Raw genomic sequence first — 22,347 nt, forward strand, 5'->3', positions numbered from 1 at the left:
AAGAGAGCTTATTGCCAATGGCGTAATCGGCAAAGTAACTTCGGTGCATTTCGAATGGCTGCTCAATACGGAGCACGGCGCAGACTATTTCCGCAGATGGCACCGCAACAAGCAGAACAGAGGCGGCCTGCTCGTGCATAAGTCGACGCATCACTTCGATCTCGTGAACTTCTGGATCGGCTCGCAGCCGGAGTCGGTATTTGCCTTCGGGGATCTGCTGTTCTATGGACGCGAAAATGCGGAAGCTCGCGGCGAAACGCAATTTTATGAACGCGCGACAGGAAACCCGATTGCCGAGAACGATCCTTTTGCGTTACACTTGGATAAAAATGACCATTTGAAAGCGATGTATTTGGATGCGGAGCATGAATATGGATATCGCCGCGATTAGAGCGTGTTCGGCGACGGCATTAATATTGAAGATACGATGGGCGTACTCAGGAAAAAACGATCAACGTATTCCCGATGTTTGACTCTCCATACGAGGTTGAGGTCGTGGAGGGCGTCGGCGGTCATGGCGTCGGCGATCCGGTATTGCTGAACGATTTGTTCGGTACGCCGGTGGAGGATAAATTGAACCGGGCGGCTAATCACGTTGACGGCGCGCGTTCGATTCTGACTGGCATCGCAGCGAACCGCTCGATCCAGACCGGCCTTACAGTAGAGATCGACGATCTGGTGAAGTTTCATAGATAGGATATTGGGGGAAAGCTCGGATGAAGCCATTTATGGACGACAATTTTTTGCTATCGAACGAAACGGCTGTACGGTTATATCATGATTTTGCGAAAAGCATGCCGATTATTGATTATCACTGCCATTTGAGCCCGCAGCAAATTTATGAGAATACAAGCTTTTCAAATTTGACCGAGGCTTGGCTTTACGGTGATCATTACAAATGGCGGGCGATGCGCGCGAATGGCGTGGAAGAGCAATACGTTACCGGCGGCGCTGGCGTCACCGATTACGAGCGCTTCGAGGCTTGGACAAGGACTGTCCCGCAGACGATCGGCAATCCACTCTATCAATGGTCTCATTTGGAGCTTCGCCGGTATTTTGATGTGTACGAGCTTATTAATGAGAAGAATGCGCCTATGATTTGGGAGCAGGTGAATGCGAAGCTGACAAGCGGCAGCTTTAAAGCGCGCGATTTGATCAAAATGTCTAACGTTGAAGTCATTTGTACAACCGATGATCCGATAGACTCACTTGAATATCATATCGCGATTAAAGGACTGAAGGACTTCGACGTGCAGGTGCTGCCGTCGTTCCGCCCGGATAAAGCGCTGGAAATTAACCGTCCGACCTTCCTGGAGTGGATCGGCAAGCTTGAAGCTTCTGTATCGGGCAGAATTGACAGCTACGACGCGCTGCTTGACGCGCTGGAGGCGAGAGTGAAGTTTTTCCACGAGGTCGGCTGCAAGGTATCCGATCATGCGCTTGATTATGTCGCTTATGCGGAAACGACGAAAGCCGAGGCTGCCGCGATCTTTGCCAAAGCGCTGAAGGGCGGGCAGGTTAGCCTGGAGGAGGAAAAGCAGTACAAAACGTATACGCTGCTCTTCTTGGGACGGCTGTATGCCGAGCGGGGCTGGGCGATGCAGTTCCATATTAACGCGGCCCGCAACAACAGCGCGCGCATGCTGGGCAAGCTTGGACCGGATACGGGCTTCGATTCCATTAATGACAGCCCGGTTGCTTATCCGCTTGTCAGGCTGCTGGGAGCGCTCGATGCGGACGACGCGCTCCCGAAGACAATTTTGTATTCGCTTAATGCGAAGGACAATGATGTGCTTGGCTCGATTATCGGCAGCTTCCAGGGCGGCGGTATTCCGGGCAAAATACAGCTGGGCTCGGCATGGTGGTTCAACGATACGAAGAACGGCATGCTCGACCAAATGAATGCGCTTGCTAATTTAGGTTTGCTTAGCCGCTTCGTCGGCATGCTGACCGATTCGCGCAGCTTCCTTTCCTATACTAGACACGAATATTTCAGACGCATTCTCTGCAATCTGCTAGGCGAATGGGTGGAGAATGGAGAGGCGCCGCAGGATATGGAGCTGCTTGGGGATATGGTTCAGAACATCTCCTACCGCAACGCGAAGGCTTACTTCGGATTTTAATGGTCAAGGAGCGTTCTGCACTTCCGCCAGCTTGGTCTCGGCGGATGCTGCAGAACGTTTTTTTATATCTAATCGGTAAACCTGCATCATATACTTTAGCATTTGCGGTCCTGCTATATTTGCAGCTATTCCAAAAATTTCGGAATGGGCCGTTTTTCTGCAAATCAAATAAAACGCGGCTCCGCCAATAAGCTCGAAGGCAAGAAACTCCTTCCACTTCCATGCGGGAATGACGTAGACGGTAAATGGTTTGTTACTGGCAGCTTGTTTGCCCAAATGACAGCCTCCCTGCGCATATAAGCGCGTTCCAATCGTAATTAGGGTATGCGCAGGGCTTATCCATCATACTTAATTATTTATTAGAGCAGATTGAGAAGAAGTTGTCGGCAGGCGGGGAAAATGCGGCAGAAGCGGAGTGCGAATACATCGATTATGCCGGTAATGTGATGAATTGGTAGCAGTCGAAAATAAAAGAGAAGGCATACGGCCAGCCGCATGCCTTCCCACTTTCCTCTATTTACTGGATGCCAGCTTATCGAATGCGCGGCGAAGGATGAGCAGCATGTCGTCGATGTCCTTCTGCGTGACGATCAGCGGTGGAACCAGCCGGACCGTTGAAGGGTTCGGCGCGTTGATGAGCAAGCCCTCGCGCAGGCAAATCGACGCAAGCTGCGGGCCCGCGCCTTCCGGGACGTCGAATGCCAGCAGCAAGCCTTTGCCGCGAATATTCGTGATCGGGTATTGCTTGGCAAGATCAGCGAGTGCTTTGGTCAAGTACTTACCTTGCACCTCCGCATTGCCGGACAAATTTCGTTCGAGCAGCTCTTTCAGAACGGCGAGCCCTGCCGCCATGGCAAGCGGCTGACCGCTGTACGTTCCTCCTTGATCGCCAGGCTCGAACAGATCGTATTTGCTCCTGGTAAGCATCGCGGACAGCGGGAAGCCGCCGCCGATCCCTTTGCCAAGCGTCATCACATCGGGCTCAATGCCGTAATGCTCGTAGGCGAACAGCTTGCCTGTTCTGCCCATTCCAGTCTGAATTTCATCGAAGATAAGAAGCATGCCGTACATGTCGCAGATTTTGCGAAGACCGTACAAATAAGCTTCATCGACCTCATGAACACCGCCTTCTCCCTGCACAAGCTCAACCATAATCGCACAGGTGTTGTTATTCACGGCTGCGAAGCAAGCATCCAGATCATTGATCGGCACATGCTTGAAGCCATCCACCTTCGGAGCGTAGAGCTCCTTCCATTGCGGCTTGCCGGTTGCCGACATTGTCGCTAAGGTGCGTCCGTGGAAGCTGTTCGTAAGCGTAATGATTTCGTATGCGCCACTCATATTGACCTTGCCATGCTTTCTGGCCAGCTTTATGGCGCTTTCGTTCGCTTCCGCTCCGCTGCTGGCGAAGAATACTTTATCCATTCCGCTAACTTTGGTTAATTGATCAGCGAATTCAATCATAGGTTTATTATAGTAGCCGGGACTGGCGTGGACCAAGGTTGCAGCCTGGCGCGTCAGCGCCTTCTGCAGAGCAGCGGGGGAATGCCCCAAGCTCGTAACCGCCCAGCCACCGACAAAATCTAAGAAACGATTGCCTTCTGTATCCCACAACACCATTCCCTCGCCGCGTTCCATCACGATGTCAGGCCGTCTGGCCGTGAACAACACCGACTTTTCTGCCGTAGCGAGTAAATCACTGGTTAATGAATTTTCCATTTGAATCATGACGAGCCTCCCGTTAGTTCAATGTATTGTATAAATATACAACTTTAAGCATAAAAATTCAACATGATATTCGCTAATTCATAAATATGACATCATTGCTCCTAACCATAACAATGACTCTATAAAAGACAGAGCTTAGGATAAAGTCCAAATTGGATCATGCAAATCTATCAAAAAGTCAGGAGTGAGCGAGAATGTGGAATGGAGACGCATTGTTGGAAAAGCTGTATGAGGAGGCGATTAACTGTCATAGGAGCCAGTCTGAAGCAGAGCTGCCGAATGAACGGAGACCAAAGCTTAAGGCGGCTCTTCGTGATGCGATAGGCTCCTTCGAGCGTAATGCCGGACATGCTCCTATGCTGCTAGAGCGCGTAGATTGTGACGGCTACATCCGTGAGCGCGTGGAGTTGTCCGCGACGCCAGGGCTGACCTTCGGGGCGTATGTTCTGCTCCCGAATAACTCCAGAGGTCCGCTGCCTGGCGTGCTGGCTTTGCATGGCCATGGCTACGGCAGCCGTGAAATTGTCGGGCTGCTGCCGGACGGCTCGCCGGATGAGAAGCAGCCGGGCATTCATCAGCATTTTGCGCTGCAGTTGGTGAAGAGAGGGATGGCCGTCATCGCGCCGGATGTGATCGGTTTCGGGGAGCGCAGACTGCTGGCCGATCTTGCGGTCAATCCGGACGCGCCAAACTCATGCTACCGGCTGTCAACACAGCTGATGATGCTGGGCAAGACGTTAACGGGCTTGCGCGTAACCGAAGCGCTGAAGGCCTATCATTATTTGGCGTCTAGACCGGAGATCGACAGCGGACGCATCGGCGCGATGGGCTTTTCGGGGGGTGCTCTTATCGGCTTTGTCACCGCCGTATTAGAAGCGAGAATGCACTCGGTCGTCTTAACCGGGTTTACAAATGCCGTTAAAGACAGCATATTTGCCGTGCATCATTGCATTGATAACTATACGCCTGGCTTGCTCATGCATGCCGAACTGCCGGAGCTGATCGGCCTGATCGCGCCGCGCCCCTTGTTCCTCGAGTCAGGCGATAAGGACCCGATCTTTCCGGTTGACGGCTTCCGCAAGGCGGCTGCGGACATTCAGGCCATTTATGATGCGGACGGAGCCGGGGCGATGCTGGAGACGGATGTGTTCCCAGGAGCCCATGAAATCAGCGGGCGCAGAGCTTATGATTGGCTGAAGAGGTCGTTAGGGGCGGGCGGGGCATAGAGTATTTCAAACGAAAGGTAATAGGTGATAGGAGGATTCGCACGTTTAAATTATAGCGATCAACATAGTTATTTTACTAGCCTAGCAGATCGCGGTGTTAGAGAAGATGAGTTAAGTTGGTTCATATAACAACTTTGACCGGTAAAGAGTCCTATTGGGGTATCGGCGCACGAATAGGCATATTAATGTCCGAATTTCAGCTCATATACTGCTTCCGAAATTTTGACGGGGGCAGTCCGATTTGCTGCGTGAAGCAGTTGGAGAAGTAAGGGACGTTCTCGAAGCCGACCTGCTGCGCGATTTGTGCGACGGGCCATTCGGTCTTCAGCAGCAGCAGCTTCGCTTGCTCAAGCCGGTATTTCGTTAAATATTCGACCGGCGTCATGCCATATACCTGCTTCATGCAGCGGGTAATGTAGTTGTAGTGAAAATTTAGTGTGTCGCTCATCGTCTTGCTTGTGATTTCGGAGCGGTAATTGTTTTTAATGTAGGCCTCAGCCTTTTCCGCTAGCGTAACTACAGGACTCGTATAGCTGTCGTTTTGCCGCAAATCCATCATGCGCAGCAGCTCCTCGAAGGTCTGCTGCTGTGTCCAGAAGGCGCTCGATTGGCGCTCTCCTCCCGCTTTGTTAAGCGTCCGCATCAGCCGGAACGCTTGCTCGGGGTAGGGGAGCGTCCATTTTTTTTGTAAATGCAGCTGGTACGGCGTTGTCAGGAACTTTGAGTAATGGGCATCATGATTTAAGCTCACGTGCTCCTGAGCGGATTGCTGCCACTCTCCGAGCGCCTGAAAATGCACCCAATAAAAGCGCGTCTGCTCCTCAGTCGGCTTGACGGAATAATGATAGCGATCCGGCAGCAGCAGCACGGTCTGCCCGGCGGTCAAGCTCCATTGCTCCTCCTCTTCTGCAACAAACAAACACCCCGATTCTATTATAATGAGGTCGAAAACGCCAAGGTGCTTGCGGCTCGGATGCTGGTCGCCCGGCTCGTGAAGCGTCACACCGCTTTCCAGAAAATACGGCAGCGGCGGCGCGTTGAAATAGACATGCTCGGATGCTTCCATGATGTAAAGCCTCCTGTTTTGTTTGTGTGATATTTTATAAGAAATAGGTTTTTATCATTTATAGTTTTGTAATATTGTAACGCATACAATAGAATTCGGCAGTATGAAAATTTCAAGTTGGAGAGGTGCGATATCGTATGGGACAAACCGCAAGCGCAGATAAAGCAATGCCGGTTTCGCTGAAGCAGGTGCAAATCAAGGATGATTTCTGGAATTATTATATTGATTTGGTTCGGGACGTCGTCGTGCCTTATCAATGGGAAGCGATAAATGACCGGGTAGAGGGTGCGGAGCGAAGCGGCGCGGTCAGCAATTTCAAAATAGCGGCGGGCCTGGAGACGGGTGATTTCTACGGCTTTGTGTTTCAAGATACCGACGTCGCCAAATGGCTGGAAGCGGTAGCATATTTGCTCGAGACGAAGCGAGATGTCGAGCTGGAGCGGGTTGCTGACGAGATGATCGAGATTATCGGCAAGGCCCAACAGCCGAGCGGCTATTTGAACACTTATTTTACGATCAAGGAGCCGGATAAGAAGTGGACGAATTTGACGGAATGTCATGAGCTGTACTCGGCAGGACATATGATTGAAGCGGGTGTCGCTTATTACCGCGCGACAGGCAAGCGGAGCTTGCTGGACATCGTATGCCGCATCGCGGACGATATTGCGGTCGTGTTCGGCGATGGACCAGATCAAATCGCAGGCTACGATGGGCATCAGGAGATCGAGCTTGCGCTCGTAAAGCTGTATGAAGCTACAGGCGAGGGCAAATATTTGGAGCTCAGCCGATATTTCATCGATAAGCGGGGACAGGAACCAAGCTTCTTCGTGGAGGAGGCCGAACGCAGGGGCTGGACGACGCATTGGAGCAAAAATAAGATTTTTATCGATCATGAATATTTTCAAGCGCACAAGCCGGTTCGCGAGCAGGAGACTGCGGCTGGTCATGCAGTACGTGTCGTGTACATGCTGGCGGGAATGGCTGATGTCGCCCGCGAAACCGGAGACCGGTCGCTGCTGGACGCATGCCGCAGGTTGTGGGATAACATTGTCTACAAGCAAATGTACATTACGGGCGGAATCGGCTCCATGGCGCATGGCGAAGCGTTCTCGTTCGATTATGATCTGCCGAATGATACGGTGTATTCGGAAACCTGCGCTTCGATCGGCCTTATTTTCTTCGCGCACCGCATGCTGCAGCTTGAGCCGAACAGCCGCTATGCCGATGTAATGGAGCGCGCCTTGTACAATACTGTGCTGGCAGGTATGTCCAGGGACGGCAGGCATTTCTTCTATGTCAATCCGCTTGAGGTGACGCCGGATGTGTGCGAAGGCAGGAATAAAAACTTCAATCACGTGAAGCCGGTCCGTCAGGAATGGTTCGGCTGTGCATGTTGTCCTCCTAACGTTGCGCGGCTGCTGGCATCGCTGGGCGAATACATATATTCGGTGAAGGGCAGCACGATTTACTCGCATCTATATATTGGCGGTCAAGTGGAGTTTTCGGTAGGGGAAGCGAGAATTGGGCTTCAGCAGCATTCCGATATGCCTTGGGAAGGCAAGGTCCGCTACGAGGTGACCGTCCAGGAGCCTACGGCCTTTGCGCTGGCCCTTCGCGTGCCTGCTTGGTCCTCGAAGACGGAGGTGCGGGTGAACGGCAAGGTTTTCAGCATTGCGGATAAGGTGGAGGACGGCTATGCGATGATCGAGCGCGAGTGGTCAAGCGGCGACGTAGTGGAGCTTGTGCTTGAAATGCCGATCATGCGTGTAAGAAGCCATCCGCTTGTGAAGGCAAACGCAGGCAAAGTAGCACTGCAGCGAGGACCGCTTGTTTACTGTCTGGAGGAGGCGGATAACGGTCCGCAGCTTCAACAGTTGTTACTGCCGCAGGACTCTGAGCTAGAGGTGTCCTTCGATGCCAAGCTTGCCGGTGGCCTGAAGGTGATTACGGCGCAAGCTTTAAGATTGCAGTTAGAGCAGTGGGGAGAAGAGCTTTACCGCACGGATTCGAGCGCGAGCCTTCAGCCGGCGATTGCTGCCTTCATCCCTTATTATGCATGGGCGAATCGCGACAAGGGCGAGATGACGGTCTGGGTGAAGGAACGGATCTAATAAAGAAAGTAGGACGCGTTTGAAAAGCAGAAAGAGGCCCCTTTGCGGCTGGCAGTAATGAGGTTCATGAGAATCACGAACTTCATCACTGCCGGCCTGAAGAGGCTTTTTTTACATGCGGCGAAGAGAGTGCGGTTCCGGACGCTTTCCTCGTTGCACACCATTAACTGGATTTCATGTATCTAATCGGACACGTTCTCTGGTCTACTTATAGAGAAAAGCCCGCGATAGTCGGGCTTTTCTACATCATTGTCCGCCGCTTAAGCTTCGCCTGTTCCGAATCTTTTGGCTGATCTGGCACGGGCGCGCTCGATTTCGATCTCGCGGTTGCGGGGCTCGGCATTGGTAACCAGCGAGTCGAGCAGTGTCTGAGCAACCAGAGCCACCTCTTGGACGGCAAGATTAAAGGCCTCCTCGTTCGCTTTCGAAGGCGTATGGAAGCCCGAGAGCTTTCTCACGAATTGGAGAGAGGCAGCTTGAATCTCATCCGAGGTAGCTGGCGGTTCGAAGTTGTATAACGTTTTGATATTCCTGCACATAGCGGTCTCCTTTTATTTTCTTTAGATTTTATTGTTTATGATTTATTTTATTGTACAGTTTAATTTGCTGCGATGGAATGTACATAGGTTTTAAGAATAATAAATTTTCCTTTTTACGTTCGTAAATGTGTGATATTATAAAAAACAAACATAATCGAACTTATTAAGAGGTTTTACCCCCATGGAAGTACGTCATACAACGAACCCAACGGATGTTAAGCAATATACGACTGAGCGCCTTCGCAGCGAGTTTTTGATCGAGAGCCTGTTCGTGCAGGATCAAATGAAGATGACTTACACGCATTATGACCGCATGGTGGTCGGCGGCGCATTTCCCGTGAACGAAACGCTGGAGCTTGAGGCTGCTGCTACGCTAAAGACGGAGTATTTTCTGGAGCGCTGCGAGGTTGGCTTCTTGAACATTGGCGGAGCGGCATTGATCTCGGTAGATGGCGAGACTTATGAGCTGAACAAGCTGGATGTGCTGAAGCGAGCTAAAATAGAACAATTCGCTACAGGAGGTGCGTTATGCTTGCTGCTGAACGGCATCGCAAAATTATAGAAAAGCTGGAGCAGCTTAGCGCAGTCAAGGTGTCGGAGCTGAGTGAGCTGTTTCAGGTGACGGAGAAGACGGTGCGCGAGGATTTGGAGAAGCTCGAGGAGAAGGGACTTCTGAAACGGACGCATGGCGGTGCAGTCATGGAGCAGGGCGGGGAAGACAGCCTGTATCCGCTGCAATTTCCCAACAGCAAGAACCAGCAGGAGAAGACGGCCATTGCCGAGCTTGCCCTGACGTGCATTGAGGAGAGCGATATTATCGCGCTTGATGCAGGCAGTACAACGCTGGAGATGGCGAGGCTCCTTCCCAATATACCGGTAACGGTACTCACAAATGATCTGCTTATTATCCGCGAGCTGACCGCGAAGGATCAGGTTCGGCTTGTCGTGCCAGGCGGCTACCGGCATAACAATTTGCTGATCGGCGCCGAATCGCATGATTGGATCAAGCGTTTAAATGTTCATAAGCTGTTCCTGTCGACGACAGGCATTCATTTGGAATACGGGCTTACGATCTTTACCGAGGAGCTGGCCAAGCTCAAGAAGCTGTATATGGAAAATGCGAAAACCGTCTATTGCTTGGCGGATCACAGCAAATTCGATAAAGGGGCGCTTATTACCTTCGCCAGCCTGACTGAAGTCGATACGATTATTACGGATGATGGAATTGACGTTGAAGTCGCGGCGAAGTACGAGGCGCAAAATATTCGTATGTTGAAGGCGGCGCTGCCGGCGGGCGGCAAACGTATGAAAGGAAAGGTGTGAGCAACCCCGTTCGCAGCACACAAATTTTGCAGCGCATTCCAGCTGGCCGCTGGGGCACAACCGAGAATCTGGTCGGACCGGCCGTTTTTCTGGCCTCCTCGGCCTCCGATTATATGAACGGACATATATTAGCCGTTGACGGTGGCTGGTTAGTTAGGTAAAGTATAGGTAGAAGCAGGCTGTTCCTAAGTGGCGTTGGCTGCTGGAGGACAGCTTTTTTTCTTGAGATAAGCGATTGTTAAGGCTTTGTGAAACGTCTCTTATCTATTACCGCTAGCTGAGCTTGCATCTGATTTAATAAATAGTGTTGTATATTTATTGAATAGGCTGTATAGTTATTCATGTTGCTGTATGTTAGCGGACGAATAATTGAATATGAGTGGAAATAGGTGCTCTAGCGTAACGTCTTGAGCTTAAAAGGGAAGTCCGGTGAAATACCGGCGCGGTCCCGCCACTGTAACAGCGGAGTCTTAGCGTATATGCCACTGATCTGTCGCCAGATTGGGAAGGTTAGCTGAAGATGAAGATGCTGGAGTCAGGAGACCTGCCTATTTGAACGACACTGCTTTACCTACGGGAGATAGGGAGGTGTTAAAGACAGGAACCGCTGTTTATGAAACAACGGGCGTCTTTACCTTTGCTTCTTTAAAGGTATAGACGCCCTTTTTTTGTGTGGTTGGAATTGTCTCTAACAGAGAACGGTCTATATTTATTAGCTAGCTATGTCTTAAAAACAATTATTTCGGGAGGAATTATAGGAATGAGTAATTTTTCGAGCAGTGTATTGGGCTATCCAAGAATAGGGGAAAACCGGGAATGGAAAAAGGCGCTTGAAGCTTTCTGGAAAGGGGACCTAGAGGAATCAGTTTTTCTAGAGACGCTGGAAGCTATTCGTCTGAAAAATCTTCAGCTTCAGAAGGACAAGGGCATATCGTTTGTTCCGGTCAATGACTTTACGCTATATGATCAAATGCTGGATACGGCGACCATGTTCGGCATCGTTCCGAAGCGGTTTGACTATGCTGGCGGTCCTGTTCCGGTCAAAACCTATTATGCGATCGCAAGGGGCACGCAGCAGGCGCAGGCGAGCGAGATGACCAAGTGGTTCAATACGAACTACCATTATATTGTGCCTGAATTGAATGAGGCAAAGCCTTCTCTGACGGAGAATCGTCCGCTTGCAGCATATCGCGAAGCGAAGCAGAAGCTGGGAATCGAAGGCAAGCCAGTCATTATTGGGCTTTATACCTTTTTGAAGCTGTCCAAAGGCTATGAGACCAAGCAGCTTCCAGCTCTCGTAGAGCAGTTCATCCCGCTGTATGCGCAGCTGCTGCGCGAGCTTGAGCAAGAGGGCGTTCAGTGGGTACAAATTGACGAGCCGATTTTGGTAACAACACTTACAACGGATGAGCTTCAGCTCGTTCAATCGATCTATCAGCAGCTTCATGAAGCTGCCCCAGGCCTTAACTTGCTGCTGCAAACCTACTTCGATGCGGTAGATCATTACGAGACGCTTGCTGCGCTGCCAGTACAAGGGCTTGGCCTTGATTTTGTCCACGGTCTGGAGCAGAACCTAAGCTCGCTGGAGCAATACGGCTTCCCGCAGGATAAGCTGCTTGCTGTCGGATTAGTAGATGGGCGCAATATTTGGCGTTCAGATTATCGTCAGAAGCTTGCAATAATCGAGAAAATTATGGAATTTGTTCCGAAGGAGCGCATTATCCTACAATCCTCCAGCAGCTTGCTGCATGTGCCAGTATCGGCGAAAAATGAAACAGATCTGCCTTCCGAGCTGCGCGAAGCGCTAGCATTCGCTGAAGAGAAGCTGGATGAGATCGTTTGGCTGAGCGCAGCCGCTGGTGCAGAAGGCGTTGCAGCGGCCTTAGACGGTCCGTTCGCGGAGGAGCTGAAGCAAAACGGCCAGCGCATTTATAATCTGTCTGTTTCTCCGGCACGTAATAGAAAAGCGGTAGATACGGCAGCTGTAGCCGCACATCCTTCGGCAAGACATCTGCCATTCGAAGAGAGACAGAAGCTTCAACAGGAGAAATGGCAGCTTCCGTTCCTGCCGACAACAACGATCGGCAGCTTTCCGCAAACGACGGATGTTCGTCAGGCTAGGCAGAAGTGGAGAAAAAATGAGCTGAGCACAGAAAGCTACACTTCTTTCATTAATGAAAAAATAAAAAAATGGATTGAAATTCAAACGGAGCTTAACATCGACGTTCTTGTGCATGGCGAGTTCGAGCGTACTGACATGGTTGAGTTTTTCGGAGAGAAGCTGGACGGCTTTGCTTTTACGCGCAACGGCTGGGTGCAATCGTACGGCTCGCGCTGCGTGAAGCCGCCGGTTATTTACGGGGATGTCGTGTTCACTGAACCGATGACGGTTACGGAAAGCGTCTATGCGCAATCATTGACCAATCGTCCGGTGAAAGGAATGCTTACCGGTCCAATTACGATTCTGAACTGGTCCTTCCCAAGGAACGATATTACGCGCGAGCAGGTCGCGTATCAAATTGCGTTGGCATTGTCCGAGGAAGTGAAGGCGCTCGAGGCAGCTGGAATCGAAATGATCCAGGTCGATGAACCGGCTCTGCGTGAAGGACTTCCGCTTAAGCAAAGCGATTGGGATGCCTACTTGAAGTGGGGCGTACACGCCTTCCGTCTATCGACATCGGATGTGCGCGATACAACACAAATTCATACGCATATGTGCTATTGCGAATTCCACGACATTATCGATTCAATTCTAGCGCTTGATGCAGATGTTATTTCTATAGAAACATCACGCAGCCATGGCGAGTTGATTCAGAGCTTCGAGGAGCACACGTACGATCAAGGCATTGGGCTTGGCGTATATGACATTCATAGCCCGCGTGTGCCTGCCGTCGATGAAATGGTGAAAAACATCGAGCGCGCGTTAAGAGTACTTGATCCGAGCATCTTCTGGATCAATCCGGACTGCGGGTTGAAGACGCGCGGTGAAGCCGAGACCGTAGATGCCCTCCGCAACATGATGGAGGCAACTTATCAAGTGCGCAAGCAGCATGAAGTGACTGTATCGATTTAGAAATATAAGAAGCCCGACCCTTCTGCTAGAGAAGGGTCGGGCTTCTTAACATGCAAGCAACCTGATCAAACTAAAGATACATAATGCAAGGCCCGTTGACGCAGAACATGCTCTTCCGTATCCGTTGCGAATGAAGCGGAATCTGCGGAGCGTGCGGTAACATGATTGACGGCAGCGGCGAATAGATCAAATACGCGTCCATCAGGATCATCCTTGTCATAATGAAAATCTTGAAAGGGTGGAAGAGTTATGCTGCCAATGAAGCTGACAAGAAGATCACTCCAGCGCTCCAGGTCGATCGTTTCATCCGTTTCACCGACGAACATCTCACTCCAGCCAATGCCTGAATCACTTGTTATACGAAGACATGCACGATAACCGGCTGAATCAATGGCGAGAGCGGGAATGATGAAAAGCTCGATGCGAGAAACGTTTAATGAAGAGGACTGTTCGGTGTGAAACTGAAAATGATTTGAAGATTGAGACAACATAAAATAAACCTCTCCTCTTTTCGCTTACGAGGTTAGCTGTCGGATTCGGGCTAGAGAGAATGCCCTACCAGGGATACAAAGCCCTGGATTCACCCCTTGCGAGCCATTGCTTGAACGTTCGCGTTGGTTCCCCCGTTTTTTCATAAGAAAAATTCAGCGTTAATGATTTATTTCTATTTTAAACCTGAAATGACTAATTGTAAACCATTTAAGGCCTTGACATGAATGGGGCCGTCCTTAAGATAACTGTAGTCTGGAAAACGGACGGCTCTTAAATGAAAGGGAACTTCAGCCTCAAAGTTGTTTAACGGCTTCTGACGGCTGCACCCAATCTTGTGACCACTTTTCAATTTCCCTTATGATCGGCTCAAGCGCACGACCCTTCGCAGTTAATGAATATTCGATGCGAACAGGAGTTTCGGGATAGACATGGCGGTCAACAATCCCTTCATTTTCTAAGTCCTTAAATCGTTCCGATAACAATCTGCCGCTGATCGGCAAGGCCGATTGCACGGCACAGAAACGCTGCGGGCCGGACAGCAGCTGAAATATTATAAGGCCGGTCCAACGTTTGCTTATGATGTCCATTCCCTTCTGGAAACGAGGACAAAGGTTTGATTGATCCATTCGTATCACCTCTTCTATGTTCCTTCTAAGTATAGCGCTAATATCTTATTTATACAAGCTAACATCAATAAGGTTAATTACTTGACTATCCTAAATTGTAAAACTATAATTAGTTACAAATAGTAACTTTATTTTGAGGAGGCACATCCATGAACCCTTTATTTCTTGCGCATGGATCACCGATGCTCGCCGTCGAGCAAAATGAATATAGTAAATTTCTGCAAGCAGCCGGAGCTAGTTTAAAGCCTGATGCAATCGTTATTTTTACCGCCCACTGGGAAGCGGAGGACGTCACGATCTCTTCAAAGGACGATGAGTATGAAACGATTTATGATTTCTACGGCTTTCCAGATGAGCTTTATCAGGTGAAATATCCAGCAAAGGGCTCTACAAAGGTGGCTGCGCTAGTCGGCGAATTGCTAAGTGATAAGGGAATAGCTGTTGCTTATGACATAGAACGCGGACTCGATCATGGTTCATGGACGATGCTGAAGCATATGTTTCCGAAGGCGGATGTACCGGTTGTGCAGGTTTCTGTCAATCCATACCGTTCCGCAGAGGAGCAGTATCAGATTGGTGAAGCGCTGCGCAGCTTGAGCTCGCAAAATATTTTGCTGATCGGGAGCGGTGTTACAGTCCATAATTTACGTGCGGTAAAGTGGGGTCAGAAGGAGCCGGAGAGCTGGGCGGTCGAGTTTGACGAATGGCTGATCGGAAAAATGAAAGAGAACGACACGAATGCCTTATTTCGGTATGAAGAGCTTGCCCCGCATGCTAAAATGGCAGTACCGCGGGCGGAACATTTCGTACCTTTATATATAGCGCTTGGAAGCGGAAATCCAGCAGCTTCACCTAAGGTTATTTATCGCAGCTATGAATTCGGCACTTTAAGCTACTTATCGATGCAATTTTAATATTCCATAAATTTAGAGAAGGTGGATCAGCATGATTAAACCAAATATTGCAGCCATTATTAAGGATAAAATAAAACGGACAAAAAGCGGTAGCAACGATATTTACGTTGTTGGACCTGTCAAGCTTCCAGTGGAGCTGGATGGAGAAACGAAGACATTTCACTGGTACAGCTGGCTTCGCAAGGAAGCTGGCGAGGAGCTGTCAGTCGAGCAGCTGTTAGAGGATTTGAACCGCAGCTCTTATGCAGATATGCAGCAGTCAAGCGTGCTCGTCTACGGTGATTTTGAAAATAGCGACGACTCTCTTATCCGGATGCACAGCATATGCCATACAGGCGATATTTTCGGCAGCGCAAGATGCGATTGCGGCTACCAATTGAAGCAGTCGATGCGGATCATTACCGAGCATGGCTCGGGTGCGTTATTTTACCTGGCTAACCATGAAGGCCGAGGGATCGGCTTATTCAGTAAAGCGATCGCTTATTTGCTGCAGGAGGATGGCCTCGATACCGTCGATGCCAATACAGAGCTTGGCTTTGAGGACGATACGCGCGATTACAGCGATGCTATTGCCGTCCTAAAGCTGCTGCGTACAAGATCGGGATCCATTATTACGAATAACCCACGCAAGGTGGATGCACTTGGCAAAGCGGGTATGAATGTGACCGGAAGGGTTCCGCTATGGGGCCAATCCTCGGTATATAACGAGAAATACCTTCAAACGAAGGTGAAGCGTTCAGGACATTTTGGTCAAAAGCCAGAGTCGATCGTGCAATAAGTGTAATGCTTGCTTCGAGCATCCATAAATCGACAAAAACATTTTGCGTTCCTCTTCCTTTTCAAGTAAAATGAGAAAAAACTGAACTCATGTTCATATAAAGGAGTAACAACGCATGCATTCAAAGACGAGTCACTGCAAAATTGTTGATTGCACGATCCGCGACGGCGGTCTCGTGAATAACTGGGATTTTAGTGTCGAGTTTGTTCAGCATTTGTATAAAAGCTTGAACGAAGCCGGCGTCGATTATATGGAAATCGGCTACAAAAACTCACCAAAGCTATTGAAGGGCGCTGAAAGCGCAGGCCCTTGGCGCTTCCTGGACGATGAATTTCTGAAGCAGGTCATTCCGAATAAAGGCAATACGAAGCTTTCCGCGCTTGTTGATGTCGGTCGTGTCGATGAGAATGACATTTTGCCGCGCAGCGAGAGCCTGCTTGATCTGATTCGCGTTGCTTGCTACGTCCAAGATGTAGACAAGGCGCTTGAGCTTGTTAAAGTGTTCCACGATCGTGGCTATGAAACGACGTTGAACATTATGGCGCTTTCGAACGTTATGGAGAACCAGTTAATCGAAGCATTCGAGCTAATCAACAACAGTGTGGTAGACGTTGTGTACGTCGTTGACTCCTACGGAAGCTTGAAGCCTAGCGACATGAGCTATCTTGTCGATAAGTTCCGCAAGCATCTGCCGAACAAGCGTTTAGGCGTTCATGCACATAACAATCTGCAGCTTGCATTCGCGAATACGCTGCTTGCAGCGGAGAATGGCGTTGAATTGCTTGATTCCTCCGTATACGGTATGGGCCGCGCTGCGGGCAACTGCAACACGGAGCTGCTTGTAGCTGAGCTTCAGAACACGAAATACAGCATCCGTCCTGTTCTCGATATGATCGAGAAATACATGATCCCGCTTCGCGAGAAGGAAGAGTGGGGCTACATTATCCCATACATGATCACAGGCATCTTGGATGAGCATCCGCGTTCCGCAATGGCGCTTCGCGATTCTGAAGACAAAGATAAAGGCGTGGAATTCTACGATCGTCTTACAACGCCTGAAATTGCGCACAGCAAATAATAGCATAAAAGCCCCTGCAAATTTTTGAATATAATTTGCAGGGGCTTTTATGATTCTATTGACAAAGCGGAAGGGACAAGATGAAATAGGATAGAGCAAAGGACCGTTCTTTAAAGAGCGGTCCTTTGCTTTCAATCACGCATTATTGCTCGAGCAGCTCGCCATCTCCGCGAATGGCCGCCGCTTGATGCGGCTCATTCGGGTGCAGATAGCCAATGCCGCGGAAGGTTTGGCCGCTCCTTGCAACAGCTGTAAGCTGTACTCTGATGTCCTCGCTTTGCCCGAACCAAGCTAATAGCTCTCGGTCGCCTACCCCATTCACATCGACATACCATAGCCGGTCGCCATATTCCGTAACGCGCACAAGCTCGGCTGAAGTGAAGGATAGTCCCTTCGTTTGTTGTTGGTACGTTATTTCCATAGCGATAATTTCAAAGGTTTCCACGATGAGGTCCTCCTGTAAATGAAGCTATATGCAGTCGATCTTGGAACTCGCCGCATGCCTGAAATCGATTGTAATGGTAACGCCTTAATTATGCAACATTTGTAAGCCGCTGATCGTCAGAGTAGCAAATACAAAGATAAGGGGCTGAAGGAATGAAAGCGGGTCAAACTTATATAGCTTCAGGCAGACAAAGAAAAGGCCTAGGCTGGATAATGGCGGTTCTGGTTGTCTTCATGCTGGTGCTCAACGCATGCTCCTCTTCTTCGAATAATGCGTCCGATCGCGGGGACTCTGATACTTCAGCAGGCGAGTCCACGAGTGACCAAGCAGCTAAGGAGGAGTCGAGTTCGGACGGAGACAATCGGGCACCTGGCAGTGAGCCGAGTAAAGAGAAGGAAGGCGGCAACCGCAGCTATTCGAATCCCAATCAGGAGGTGCAAGCGGGTCAGCTCACGGCAGGCGAATGGGAGGATCTGGCCGCTTGGGAGCGGTTCGGCAATTTGCTGAACAGCCAAGAAGCAGACAGCAGCAAGCGGATCTGGGGCTTTTGGAATTTTCATCGGCTGGAGGTCGTTGTAACGGCGAATGGGAAGGCAGTCTCGGATGCGAGCGTCGAGCTGCTGTCCGGGAAAGAAACCGCTTGGCAAGCGCGTACGAATACAGAAGGAAGAGCGTATGTGTATGCAGGGCTTTTTGATCGGGATACGGCCAATCAAGGCAGCTTTACCGTTCGGGTGAGGGCGGGGCAGGAGAATAAAACTTCGCAGCCGCTGGAAATTCCCCAGCAGGGCAGCATGAAGGTTGATTTAGGGAGGGCAGACACGCTTTCCAATCAGGTTGATGTTATGTTTGTCGTGGATACGACCGGCTCGATGCAGGATGAGCTGAACTATTTGGAGGCTGAGCTCAAGGATGTCGTGAAGCGGGTGTCCGATGAGCATGCCAATCAGCTGGATATGCGGCTAAGCGCGAATTTTTACCGGGATAAGCATGATGATTATATCGTAAAGCCATATCCGTTCACCACAGATATTAATCAAGTCATTCGTCAGTTCAGTGAGCAGGAGGCGCATGGCGGAGGAGATTACCCTGAGGCAGTCGATCAAGCGCTAAGAGACGCCATACATGAGCACAAATGGAGCGAGGAAGCGCGCGCGCGTCTATTGTTCCTGGTGCTGGATGCGCCGCCGCATGATGATCCGCAAATAATCGATGAAATGCAGAAGCTTACGGCTGACGCAGCGGAGCAAGGGATTCGCATCATTCCGGTAGCCTCCAGCGGCGTTGACGTAGATACGGAATATTTGCTGCGGTTCATGGCTGTTGCCACAGGCGGCACCTATTTATTTCTGACCGATGACAGCGGCATCGGCGGGGATCACCTTGAGCCGGCGGTAGGCGAATATGAGGTGAAGCTGCTGAATGATCTGCTGGTTGAGGTTATTAATCGTTATGTGCAGGAGTAATGACGTGGCAGGACGTTCAAGCGGAAGCTGTAATCACGCATATGCTCCTACAGCACGAGAGTAACAAGTGTTTGAGGGTCGTAGGAGCAAATATGCGCTTACAGCACTGCCACTTACGCGGCTGTATGGTTCTGCAGCCAGGGTATTCTTAGTACAGCTTGCCTTGCCTGTAAAGCACGGTGGACAGCTTCATTACCGCGTGGATATAACAATTTTGGCGAAGCGTGTAGGGATCGCCGAAGTAGGTTGGCAGAATGCTGTTCAGCGTCCTTTGCATTTTTTCGTAAAGCATTTTGTGGACCTGCTCTTCAATGAAAAACTGCGTTTCCCGGCCCTGCAGCCATTCGAAGTACGAGACGATAACGCCGCCCGCATTCGCTAATATATCCGGTATGATAATGGCGCCTTTAGCGCTAAGCGCTTCGTCGGCTTCGCCTGTAATCGGTGCATTCGCGCCTTCCACAATGATTCTCGCTTTTATCTGCTCAACATTGTCCTTGTGAACTTGGTCCTCCAGCGCAGCCAGAATCAGCACATCCACATCCAAATAGAGAACTTCCTCGCGTCCAACAATTTGCGCCTTAATATCAAGCTCGGCGAGCGCCGTTTCGGAGGCAGGCAAATCTCCCTGGTTTCGGGCGGCGTATTCAATTAAAGCCGGAATAGACAGGCCATCCGGGTTATAGAGGGTTACGTTGCGGTCGCTTACTGCAACGACCTTATTGTTCAAGTAACTGCACTTATACGCTTCTAATGCGGCCACTGAGCCGACATTGCCGAAGCCCTGCACCGCAATTGACAACGGCCGATCCGAGTGGGCCAGCGCGGTTTGGACGAAGGGGTTTGTGCTGCCAGCGAGCCAGTTGCTCTGCGTTTTTAGGAAATCGTGCAGCATATAGCGAAACGTAAAATAGACGCCTTTGCCGGTAGCTTCTCTGCGGCCTAGCGAGCCGCCGTTGATGACGCTTTTGCCCGTGAAGCTCCCGAGGTAGGGACTGCCGGGATTGATGCTCTTGAATTCGGACATCATCCAGTCCATCTCCCGCTCGCCGGTTCCCATATCTGGGGCGGGTATATCTTTATCGGGCCCTAGCACATCGCTGAAGTATTGTACATATTTTTTGCATATGAGATAAAGCTCTTTCGTAGAATAGGCGCGCGGATTGATGACGACTCCGCCCTTGCCCCCGCCAAAAGGAACCTCGTGGAGCGCGTTTTTAAGCGTCATGAGCGCGGCGAGATTTGTCACCTCTTCCTCGCTTACGAGCTCGTGGAATCGAATGCCTCCCTTGTATGGTCCAAGCGTATCGTTATGCTGAATCCGATAAGCCGGTATGCGCACGACATTGCCGTTGTCGACGGTAATGCGAAGGAAAGCTTTATGTACTTTATTAGGTGTTGATAGAATAGCAGCAAGCGACATAAAAGCCTGCTCGCGCGCTTGTTTTTGCAAACTCGGTAAAAATGAAGGGTCTCCCATTAAAGCGCTTAAGGACTGCTGTACGATGGCGCCGGTTTGACTAGCCACGACTAAACGACCTCCCTCTGTGTTCAAAAATGAGATGATTATACGCTGGTATGAATCGTTATCACTCCGTCGAATCGGTGAAAACTTACTTCATAACTTTACCATAACGAGTTCATTAATCCAAAAGTCCCTCGCCCGCCTTCTCCATTCGCAGTTTTGTCACATTATCCATGGGGTTAATCCCTATCGTCAGCATAAACATTCTTGTAAAATAATACTTGGACAGTGAAGCGGCTGAAGCGACATCATCTAGGTTTTGTGCTGGATGCAGATGTATAATTGTTCTTTTTGCAGCGGTTTAGTAAACTGTAGCAGAACAACGTGAAGGAAGTGACATCGTGAGTTACATATCACAAGAAGAAACAGCCAATCACTTATCGCCTAGAAGGCGGTTAAAGGTTATCGTTTCTATCGTGCTGCTTATTCTAATCTGCCTGGCGTGCTCATCTCTGTGGCTCGCCCCTGAATACATATCGGCACAGCCGCAAAATGCGGCAGCCGCCTTCGAACCGCATCAGCAGGTCGGTCATGATCATACAGCGTCAGGACATCATGATGAAGGCGTTACGCTAGGAAAAGTGTTATTTTATACGGTTAGGGCTCTTTATTATTTTGCGCTAATGCTGACAGCAGGTGCGATGCTTTGGTCAATCGCCCTTCCTGCGGGAATGAATGAAGGCCAGCGGAGAATGATGGACAAATGGAGCCTGCCTGTGATCAGAGGACTGCTGCTTACTGTGCTTGTGTTCGTGTTTGTCCATATGATCAGCTTACTAAAGGGGTACGATGGCGGCAGTGCCAATGAATGGCTGCGCATTTTGACGGAAACGGCGATCGGTCGTTCTTGGCTAGGTTTAATTGCTGTGTCTCTGTTAGGCTTTGTCGTTCTGCGGCTTCAGGATTCGTTCAAAATGGTCTGGGCGCTGCTTCTGCTTGCATCGGAAAGCTTTAACGGTCATGTCAATGCGCTGCCATCGAATACAATGGCAATCGTATTCGATTTCATTCACCTTGCTGCCTCAGCCCTGTGGGCAGGCGGCTTAATGCTGCTGCTTTTCTTCTGGTATGCTGATCGCAGGGAGGCCGGATGGTTTGCTGAACGTTTCACGAAGGCTGCTTGGCTGTCCATTGTGGCGCTGACGGCAAGCGGAATAGGCATGACGGCGCTTTTGCTGCCGTCCTGGCGTTATTTGCTGTATACGACCTGGGGGCTTATGCTGGTTGCAAAAGCAGTGCTTGTCGTACTCGTCGCCGTAACTGGCTTTTTTTTGCGCAGACGCGCGAAGCGGCAGGAGCTGCCTAATGGAAAGCTGCTAAAGCTGGACTTTCTTTTGATGAGCGTTATTTTGATCATCGCAGCCATATTTACTTATATAAGTCCCGTGCCTGAAGGAAATCCGCTCTCTCACCATCAAATGGGCGATCGGCTGCATTACACGTTAGCGATCACACCGAATGCGCCTGGCCCCAACCAAGTTAAGTTGAAGGTATGGCTGCCCGAGCAGTTGGGCGCTCCGGCTTCTATTCAATTAAGGCTGAGGTCGGATGACTACCCGCAGAAAAAAGCTGTAGAGGTTCCTCTGGTCAGCGATTACACGGATGAGGACTTCACCTTCCCCGGCTTTAAGGAAACGGATTATTTTGCGGATGAGGTTGAGCTCCCTTACCGGGGGGCTTGGACGGCCGAGCTTGTTATCGTCGATCAGGCCGGTGAGGAAACGGTGAAAAAAATCACTTTTCGCAATGATTAGATGACAATATTTGTTGCGTGCTTCGTTCGCCCGGATTCGCTTATTGGAGGAAATGATGATGCGCATCGATTCCTGGCTGA

At 50.2% G+C, this 22,347-nt stretch carries 19 protein-coding genes, 2 pseudogenes and 2 riboswitches; of the genes and pseudogenes, 13 read left to right on the forward strand and 8 right to left on the reverse strand.

Annotated features, from left to right (window positions below):
- Window position 1 precedes the first annotated feature (1 nt).
- A pseudogene (locus ACO9K6_RS09025) lies at window positions 2-696 on the forward strand (Gfo/Idh/MocA family oxidoreductase); the annotation flags it as partial.
- Between the two features lie 20 nt (window positions 697-716).
- Window positions 717-2,123, forward strand: coding sequence for a glucuronate isomerase (gene uxaC, locus ACO9K6_RS09030; protein ID WP_424767225.1), 1,407 nt, complete (start codon window positions 717-719; stop codon window positions 2,121-2,123).
- A gap of 3 nt (window positions 2,124-2,126) precedes the next feature.
- Here the strand turns inward: uxaC and ACO9K6_RS09035 are convergent, their stop codons facing one another.
- Window positions 2,127-2,399 (reverse strand): hypothetical protein, encoded by a 273-nt coding sequence (locus tag ACO9K6_RS09035; RefSeq protein WP_424767226.1) that lies wholly within the window; start codon window positions 2,397-2,399, stop codon window positions 2,127-2,129.
- Between the two features lie 237 nt (window positions 2,400-2,636).
- Entirely contained in the window at window positions 2,637-3,851 is a 1,215-nt protein-coding gene (locus ACO9K6_RS09040) for an aspartate aminotransferase family protein (protein WP_424767227.1), read from the reverse strand.
- Window positions 3,852-4,045: 194 nt separating this feature from the next.
- On the opposite strand from ACO9K6_RS09040, the gene ACO9K6_RS09045 reads away from it, so the two are divergent.
- Window positions 4,046-5,077 carry a dienelactone hydrolase family protein gene (locus ACO9K6_RS09045; protein ID WP_424767228.1) on the forward strand — a complete coding sequence of 344 codons (1,032 nt, stop codon included), beginning with the start codon at window positions 4,046-4,048 and terminating at the stop codon, window positions 5,075-5,077.
- Between the two features lie 196 nt (window positions 5,078-5,273).
- On the opposite strand, the gene ACO9K6_RS09050 is transcribed toward ACO9K6_RS09045, so the two are convergent.
- Window positions 5,274-6,143: an AraC family transcriptional regulator gene (locus ACO9K6_RS09050; protein ID WP_424767229.1), complete on the reverse strand. Its 870-nt coding sequence runs from the start codon at window positions 6,141-6,143 to the stop codon at window positions 5,274-5,276.
- 137 nt (window positions 6,144-6,280) lie between these two features.
- On the opposite strand from ACO9K6_RS09050, the gene ACO9K6_RS09055 reads away from it, so the two are divergent.
- Window positions 6,281-8,254, forward strand: a complete 1,974-nt coding sequence (locus ACO9K6_RS09055; RefSeq protein WP_424767230.1) for a glycoside hydrolase family 127 protein — start codon at window positions 6,281-6,283, stop codon at window positions 8,252-8,254.
- 260 nt (window positions 8,255-8,514) lie between these two features.
- Here ACO9K6_RS09055 and ACO9K6_RS09060 read toward each other — a convergent pair whose 3' ends face one another.
- Window positions 8,515-8,793, reverse strand: a complete 279-nt coding sequence (locus ACO9K6_RS09060; RefSeq protein ID WP_424767231.1) for a DUF2277 domain-containing protein — start codon at window positions 8,791-8,793, stop codon at window positions 8,515-8,517.
- Between the two features lie 181 nt (window positions 8,794-8,974).
- On the opposite strand from ACO9K6_RS09060, the gene ACO9K6_RS09065 reads away from it, so the two are divergent.
- From ACO9K6_RS09065 to metE, 4 genes and pseudogenes are all read left to right on the forward strand, one after another.
- Window positions 8,975-9,355, forward strand: a complete 381-nt coding sequence (locus tag ACO9K6_RS09065; protein ID WP_424767232.1) for a hypothetical protein — start codon at window positions 8,975-8,977, stop codon at window positions 9,353-9,355.
- A complete protein-coding gene (locus tag ACO9K6_RS09070) occupies window positions 9,322-10,116 on the forward strand; it encodes a DeoR/GlpR family DNA-binding transcription regulator (RefSeq protein WP_424767233.1) in 795 nt (264 codons plus the stop codon). Before ACO9K6_RS09065 ends, ACO9K6_RS09070 begins: the two co-directional genes overlap by 34 nt.
- 11 nt (window positions 10,117-10,127) lie before the next feature.
- Window positions 10,128-10,277 (forward strand): annotated as a pseudogene (locus ACO9K6_RS09075) (SDR family oxidoreductase); the annotation flags it as partial.
- Between the two features lie 209 nt (window positions 10,278-10,486).
- Window positions 10,487-10,682, forward strand: a riboswitch (cobalamin riboswitch).
- A gap of 194 nt (window positions 10,683-10,876) precedes the next feature.
- The gene (gene metE, locus ACO9K6_RS09080) at window positions 10,877-13,189 is read left to right on the forward strand and encodes a 5-methyltetrahydropteroyltriglutamate--homocysteine S-methyltransferase (RefSeq protein WP_424767234.1); all 2,313 of its coding nucleotides are present in this window, start codon (window positions 10,877-10,879) and stop codon (window positions 13,187-13,189) included.
- Window positions 13,190-13,254: 65 nt separating this feature from the next.
- Here the strand turns inward: metE and ACO9K6_RS09085 are convergent, their stop codons facing one another.
- Both ACO9K6_RS09085 and ACO9K6_RS09090 read right to left on the reverse strand, forming a co-directional pair.
- A complete protein-coding gene (locus tag ACO9K6_RS09085) occupies window positions 13,255-13,680 on the reverse strand; it encodes a hypothetical protein (protein ID WP_424767235.1) in 426 nt (141 codons plus the stop codon).
- A 6-nt stretch (window positions 13,681-13,686) separates the two neighbouring features.
- Window positions 13,687-13,849, reverse strand: a riboswitch (cyclic di-AMP (ydaO/yuaA leader).
- A 125-nt stretch (window positions 13,850-13,974) separates the two neighbouring features.
- Window positions 13,975-14,307, reverse strand: coding sequence for a winged helix-turn-helix transcriptional regulator (locus ACO9K6_RS09090; RefSeq protein WP_424767236.1), 333 nt, complete (start codon window positions 14,305-14,307; stop codon window positions 13,975-13,977).
- Window positions 14,308-14,456: 149 nt separating this feature from the next.
- On the opposite strand from ACO9K6_RS09090, the gene ACO9K6_RS09095 reads away from it, so the two are divergent.
- The 3 genes from ACO9K6_RS09095 (at window position 14,457) to ACO9K6_RS09105 (ending at window position 17,077) form a co-directional block, all read left to right on the forward strand.
- A complete protein-coding gene (locus ACO9K6_RS09095; protein WP_424767237.1) occupies window positions 14,457-15,221 on the forward strand; it encodes a DODA-type extradiol aromatic ring-opening family dioxygenase in 765 nt (254 codons plus the stop codon).
- 31 nt (window positions 15,222-15,252) lie between these two features.
- Window positions 15,253-15,999, forward strand: coding sequence for a GTP cyclohydrolase II (locus ACO9K6_RS09100; protein WP_424767238.1), 747 nt, complete (start codon window positions 15,253-15,255; stop codon window positions 15,997-15,999).
- Window positions 16,000-16,114: 115 nt separating this feature from the next.
- Window positions 16,115-17,077: an aldolase catalytic domain-containing protein gene (locus tag ACO9K6_RS09105; protein ID WP_424767239.1), complete on the forward strand. Its 963-nt coding sequence runs from the start codon at window positions 16,115-16,117 to the stop codon at window positions 17,075-17,077.
- A 142-nt stretch (window positions 17,078-17,219) separates the two neighbouring features.
- Here ACO9K6_RS09105 and ACO9K6_RS09110 read toward each other — a convergent pair whose 3' ends face one another.
- The gene (locus ACO9K6_RS09110) at window positions 17,220-17,522 is read right to left on the reverse strand and encodes a hypothetical protein (protein ID WP_424767240.1); all 303 of its coding nucleotides are present in this window, start codon (window positions 17,520-17,522) and stop codon (window positions 17,220-17,222) included.
- A gap of 152 nt (window positions 17,523-17,674) precedes the next feature.
- Here ACO9K6_RS09110 and ACO9K6_RS09115 point away from each other — a divergent pair, with 152 nt between their 5' ends.
- Complete coding sequence (locus ACO9K6_RS09115; protein WP_424767241.1) at window positions 17,675-18,988, forward strand: vWA domain-containing protein; 1,314 nt, start codon at window positions 17,675-17,677, stop codon at window positions 18,986-18,988.
- Between the two features lie 148 nt (window positions 18,989-19,136).
- On the opposite strand, the gene ACO9K6_RS09120 is transcribed toward ACO9K6_RS09115, so the two are convergent.
- Window positions 19,137-20,516 (reverse strand): Glu/Leu/Phe/Val family dehydrogenase, encoded by a 1,380-nt coding sequence (locus ACO9K6_RS09120; protein WP_424767242.1) that lies wholly within the window; start codon window positions 20,514-20,516, stop codon window positions 19,137-19,139.
- A gap of 338 nt (window positions 20,517-20,854) precedes the next feature.
- On the opposite strand from ACO9K6_RS09120, the gene ACO9K6_RS09125 reads away from it, so the two are divergent.
- The gene (locus ACO9K6_RS09125) at window positions 20,855-22,267 is read left to right on the forward strand and encodes a copper resistance D family protein (RefSeq protein WP_424767243.1); all 1,413 of its coding nucleotides are present in this window, start codon (window positions 20,855-20,857) and stop codon (window positions 22,265-22,267) included.
- Window positions 22,268-22,347 lie beyond the last annotated feature (80 nt).

Origin of the sequence: Paenibacillus praedii, assembly GCF_049725345.1 — a bacterium.
Classification (GTDB): domain Bacteria; phylum Bacillota; class Bacilli; order Paenibacillales; family Paenibacillaceae; genus Pristimantibacillus.

Excerpts from the sequence above, each read along its gene's own strand:
- ACO9K6_RS09090 (WP_424767236.1), bottom strand. The coding sequence starts at position 14,307 with ATGGATCAATCAAACCTTTGTCCTCGTTTCCAGAAGGGAATGGACATC.
- ACO9K6_RS09095 (WP_424767237.1), top strand. The coding sequence starts at position 14,457 with ATGAACCCTTTATTTCTTGCGCATGGATCACCGATGCTCGCCGTCGAG.
- ACO9K6_RS09050 (WP_424767229.1), bottom strand. The coding sequence starts at position 6,143 with ATGGAAGCATCCGAGCATGTCTATTTCAACGCGCCGCCGCTGCCGTAT.
- ACO9K6_RS09055 (WP_424767230.1), top strand. The coding sequence starts at position 6,281 with ATGGGACAAACCGCAAGCGCAGATAAAGCAATGCCGGTTTCGCTGAAG.
- ACO9K6_RS09060 (WP_424767231.1), bottom strand. The coding sequence starts at position 8,793 with ATGTGCAGGAATATCAAAACGTTATACAACTTCGAACCGCCAGCTACC.
- ACO9K6_RS09115 (WP_424767241.1), top strand. The coding sequence starts at position 17,675 with ATGAAAGCGGGTCAAACTTATATAGCTTCAGGCAGACAAAGAAAAGGC.
- ACO9K6_RS09085 (WP_424767235.1), bottom strand. The coding sequence starts at position 13,680 with ATGTTGTCTCAATCTTCAAATCATTTTCAGTTTCACACCGAACAGTCC.
- ACO9K6_RS09070 (WP_424767233.1), top strand. The coding sequence starts at position 9,322 with ATGCTTGCTGCTGAACGGCATCGCAAAATTATAGAAAAGCTGGAGCAG.
- ACO9K6_RS09100 (WP_424767238.1), top strand. The coding sequence starts at position 15,253 with ATGATTAAACCAAATATTGCAGCCATTATTAAGGATAAAATAAAACGG.
- ACO9K6_RS09045 (WP_424767228.1), top strand. The coding sequence starts at position 4,046 with ATGTGGAATGGAGACGCATTGTTGGAAAAGCTGTATGAGGAGGCGATT.
- ACO9K6_RS09040 (WP_424767227.1), bottom strand. The coding sequence starts at position 3,851 with ATGATTCAAATGGAAAATTCATTAACCAGTGATTTACTCGCTACGGCA.
- ACO9K6_RS09065 (WP_424767232.1), top strand. The coding sequence starts at position 8,975 with ATGGAAGTACGTCATACAACGAACCCAACGGATGTTAAGCAATATACG.
- metE (WP_424767234.1), top strand. The coding sequence starts at position 10,877 with ATGAGTAATTTTTCGAGCAGTGTATTGGGCTATCCAAGAATAGGGGAA.
- uxaC (WP_424767225.1), top strand. The coding sequence starts at position 717 with ATGAAGCCATTTATGGACGACAATTTTTTGCTATCGAACGAAACGGCT.
- ACO9K6_RS09105 (WP_424767239.1), top strand. The coding sequence starts at position 16,115 with ATGCATTCAAAGACGAGTCACTGCAAAATTGTTGATTGCACGATCCGC.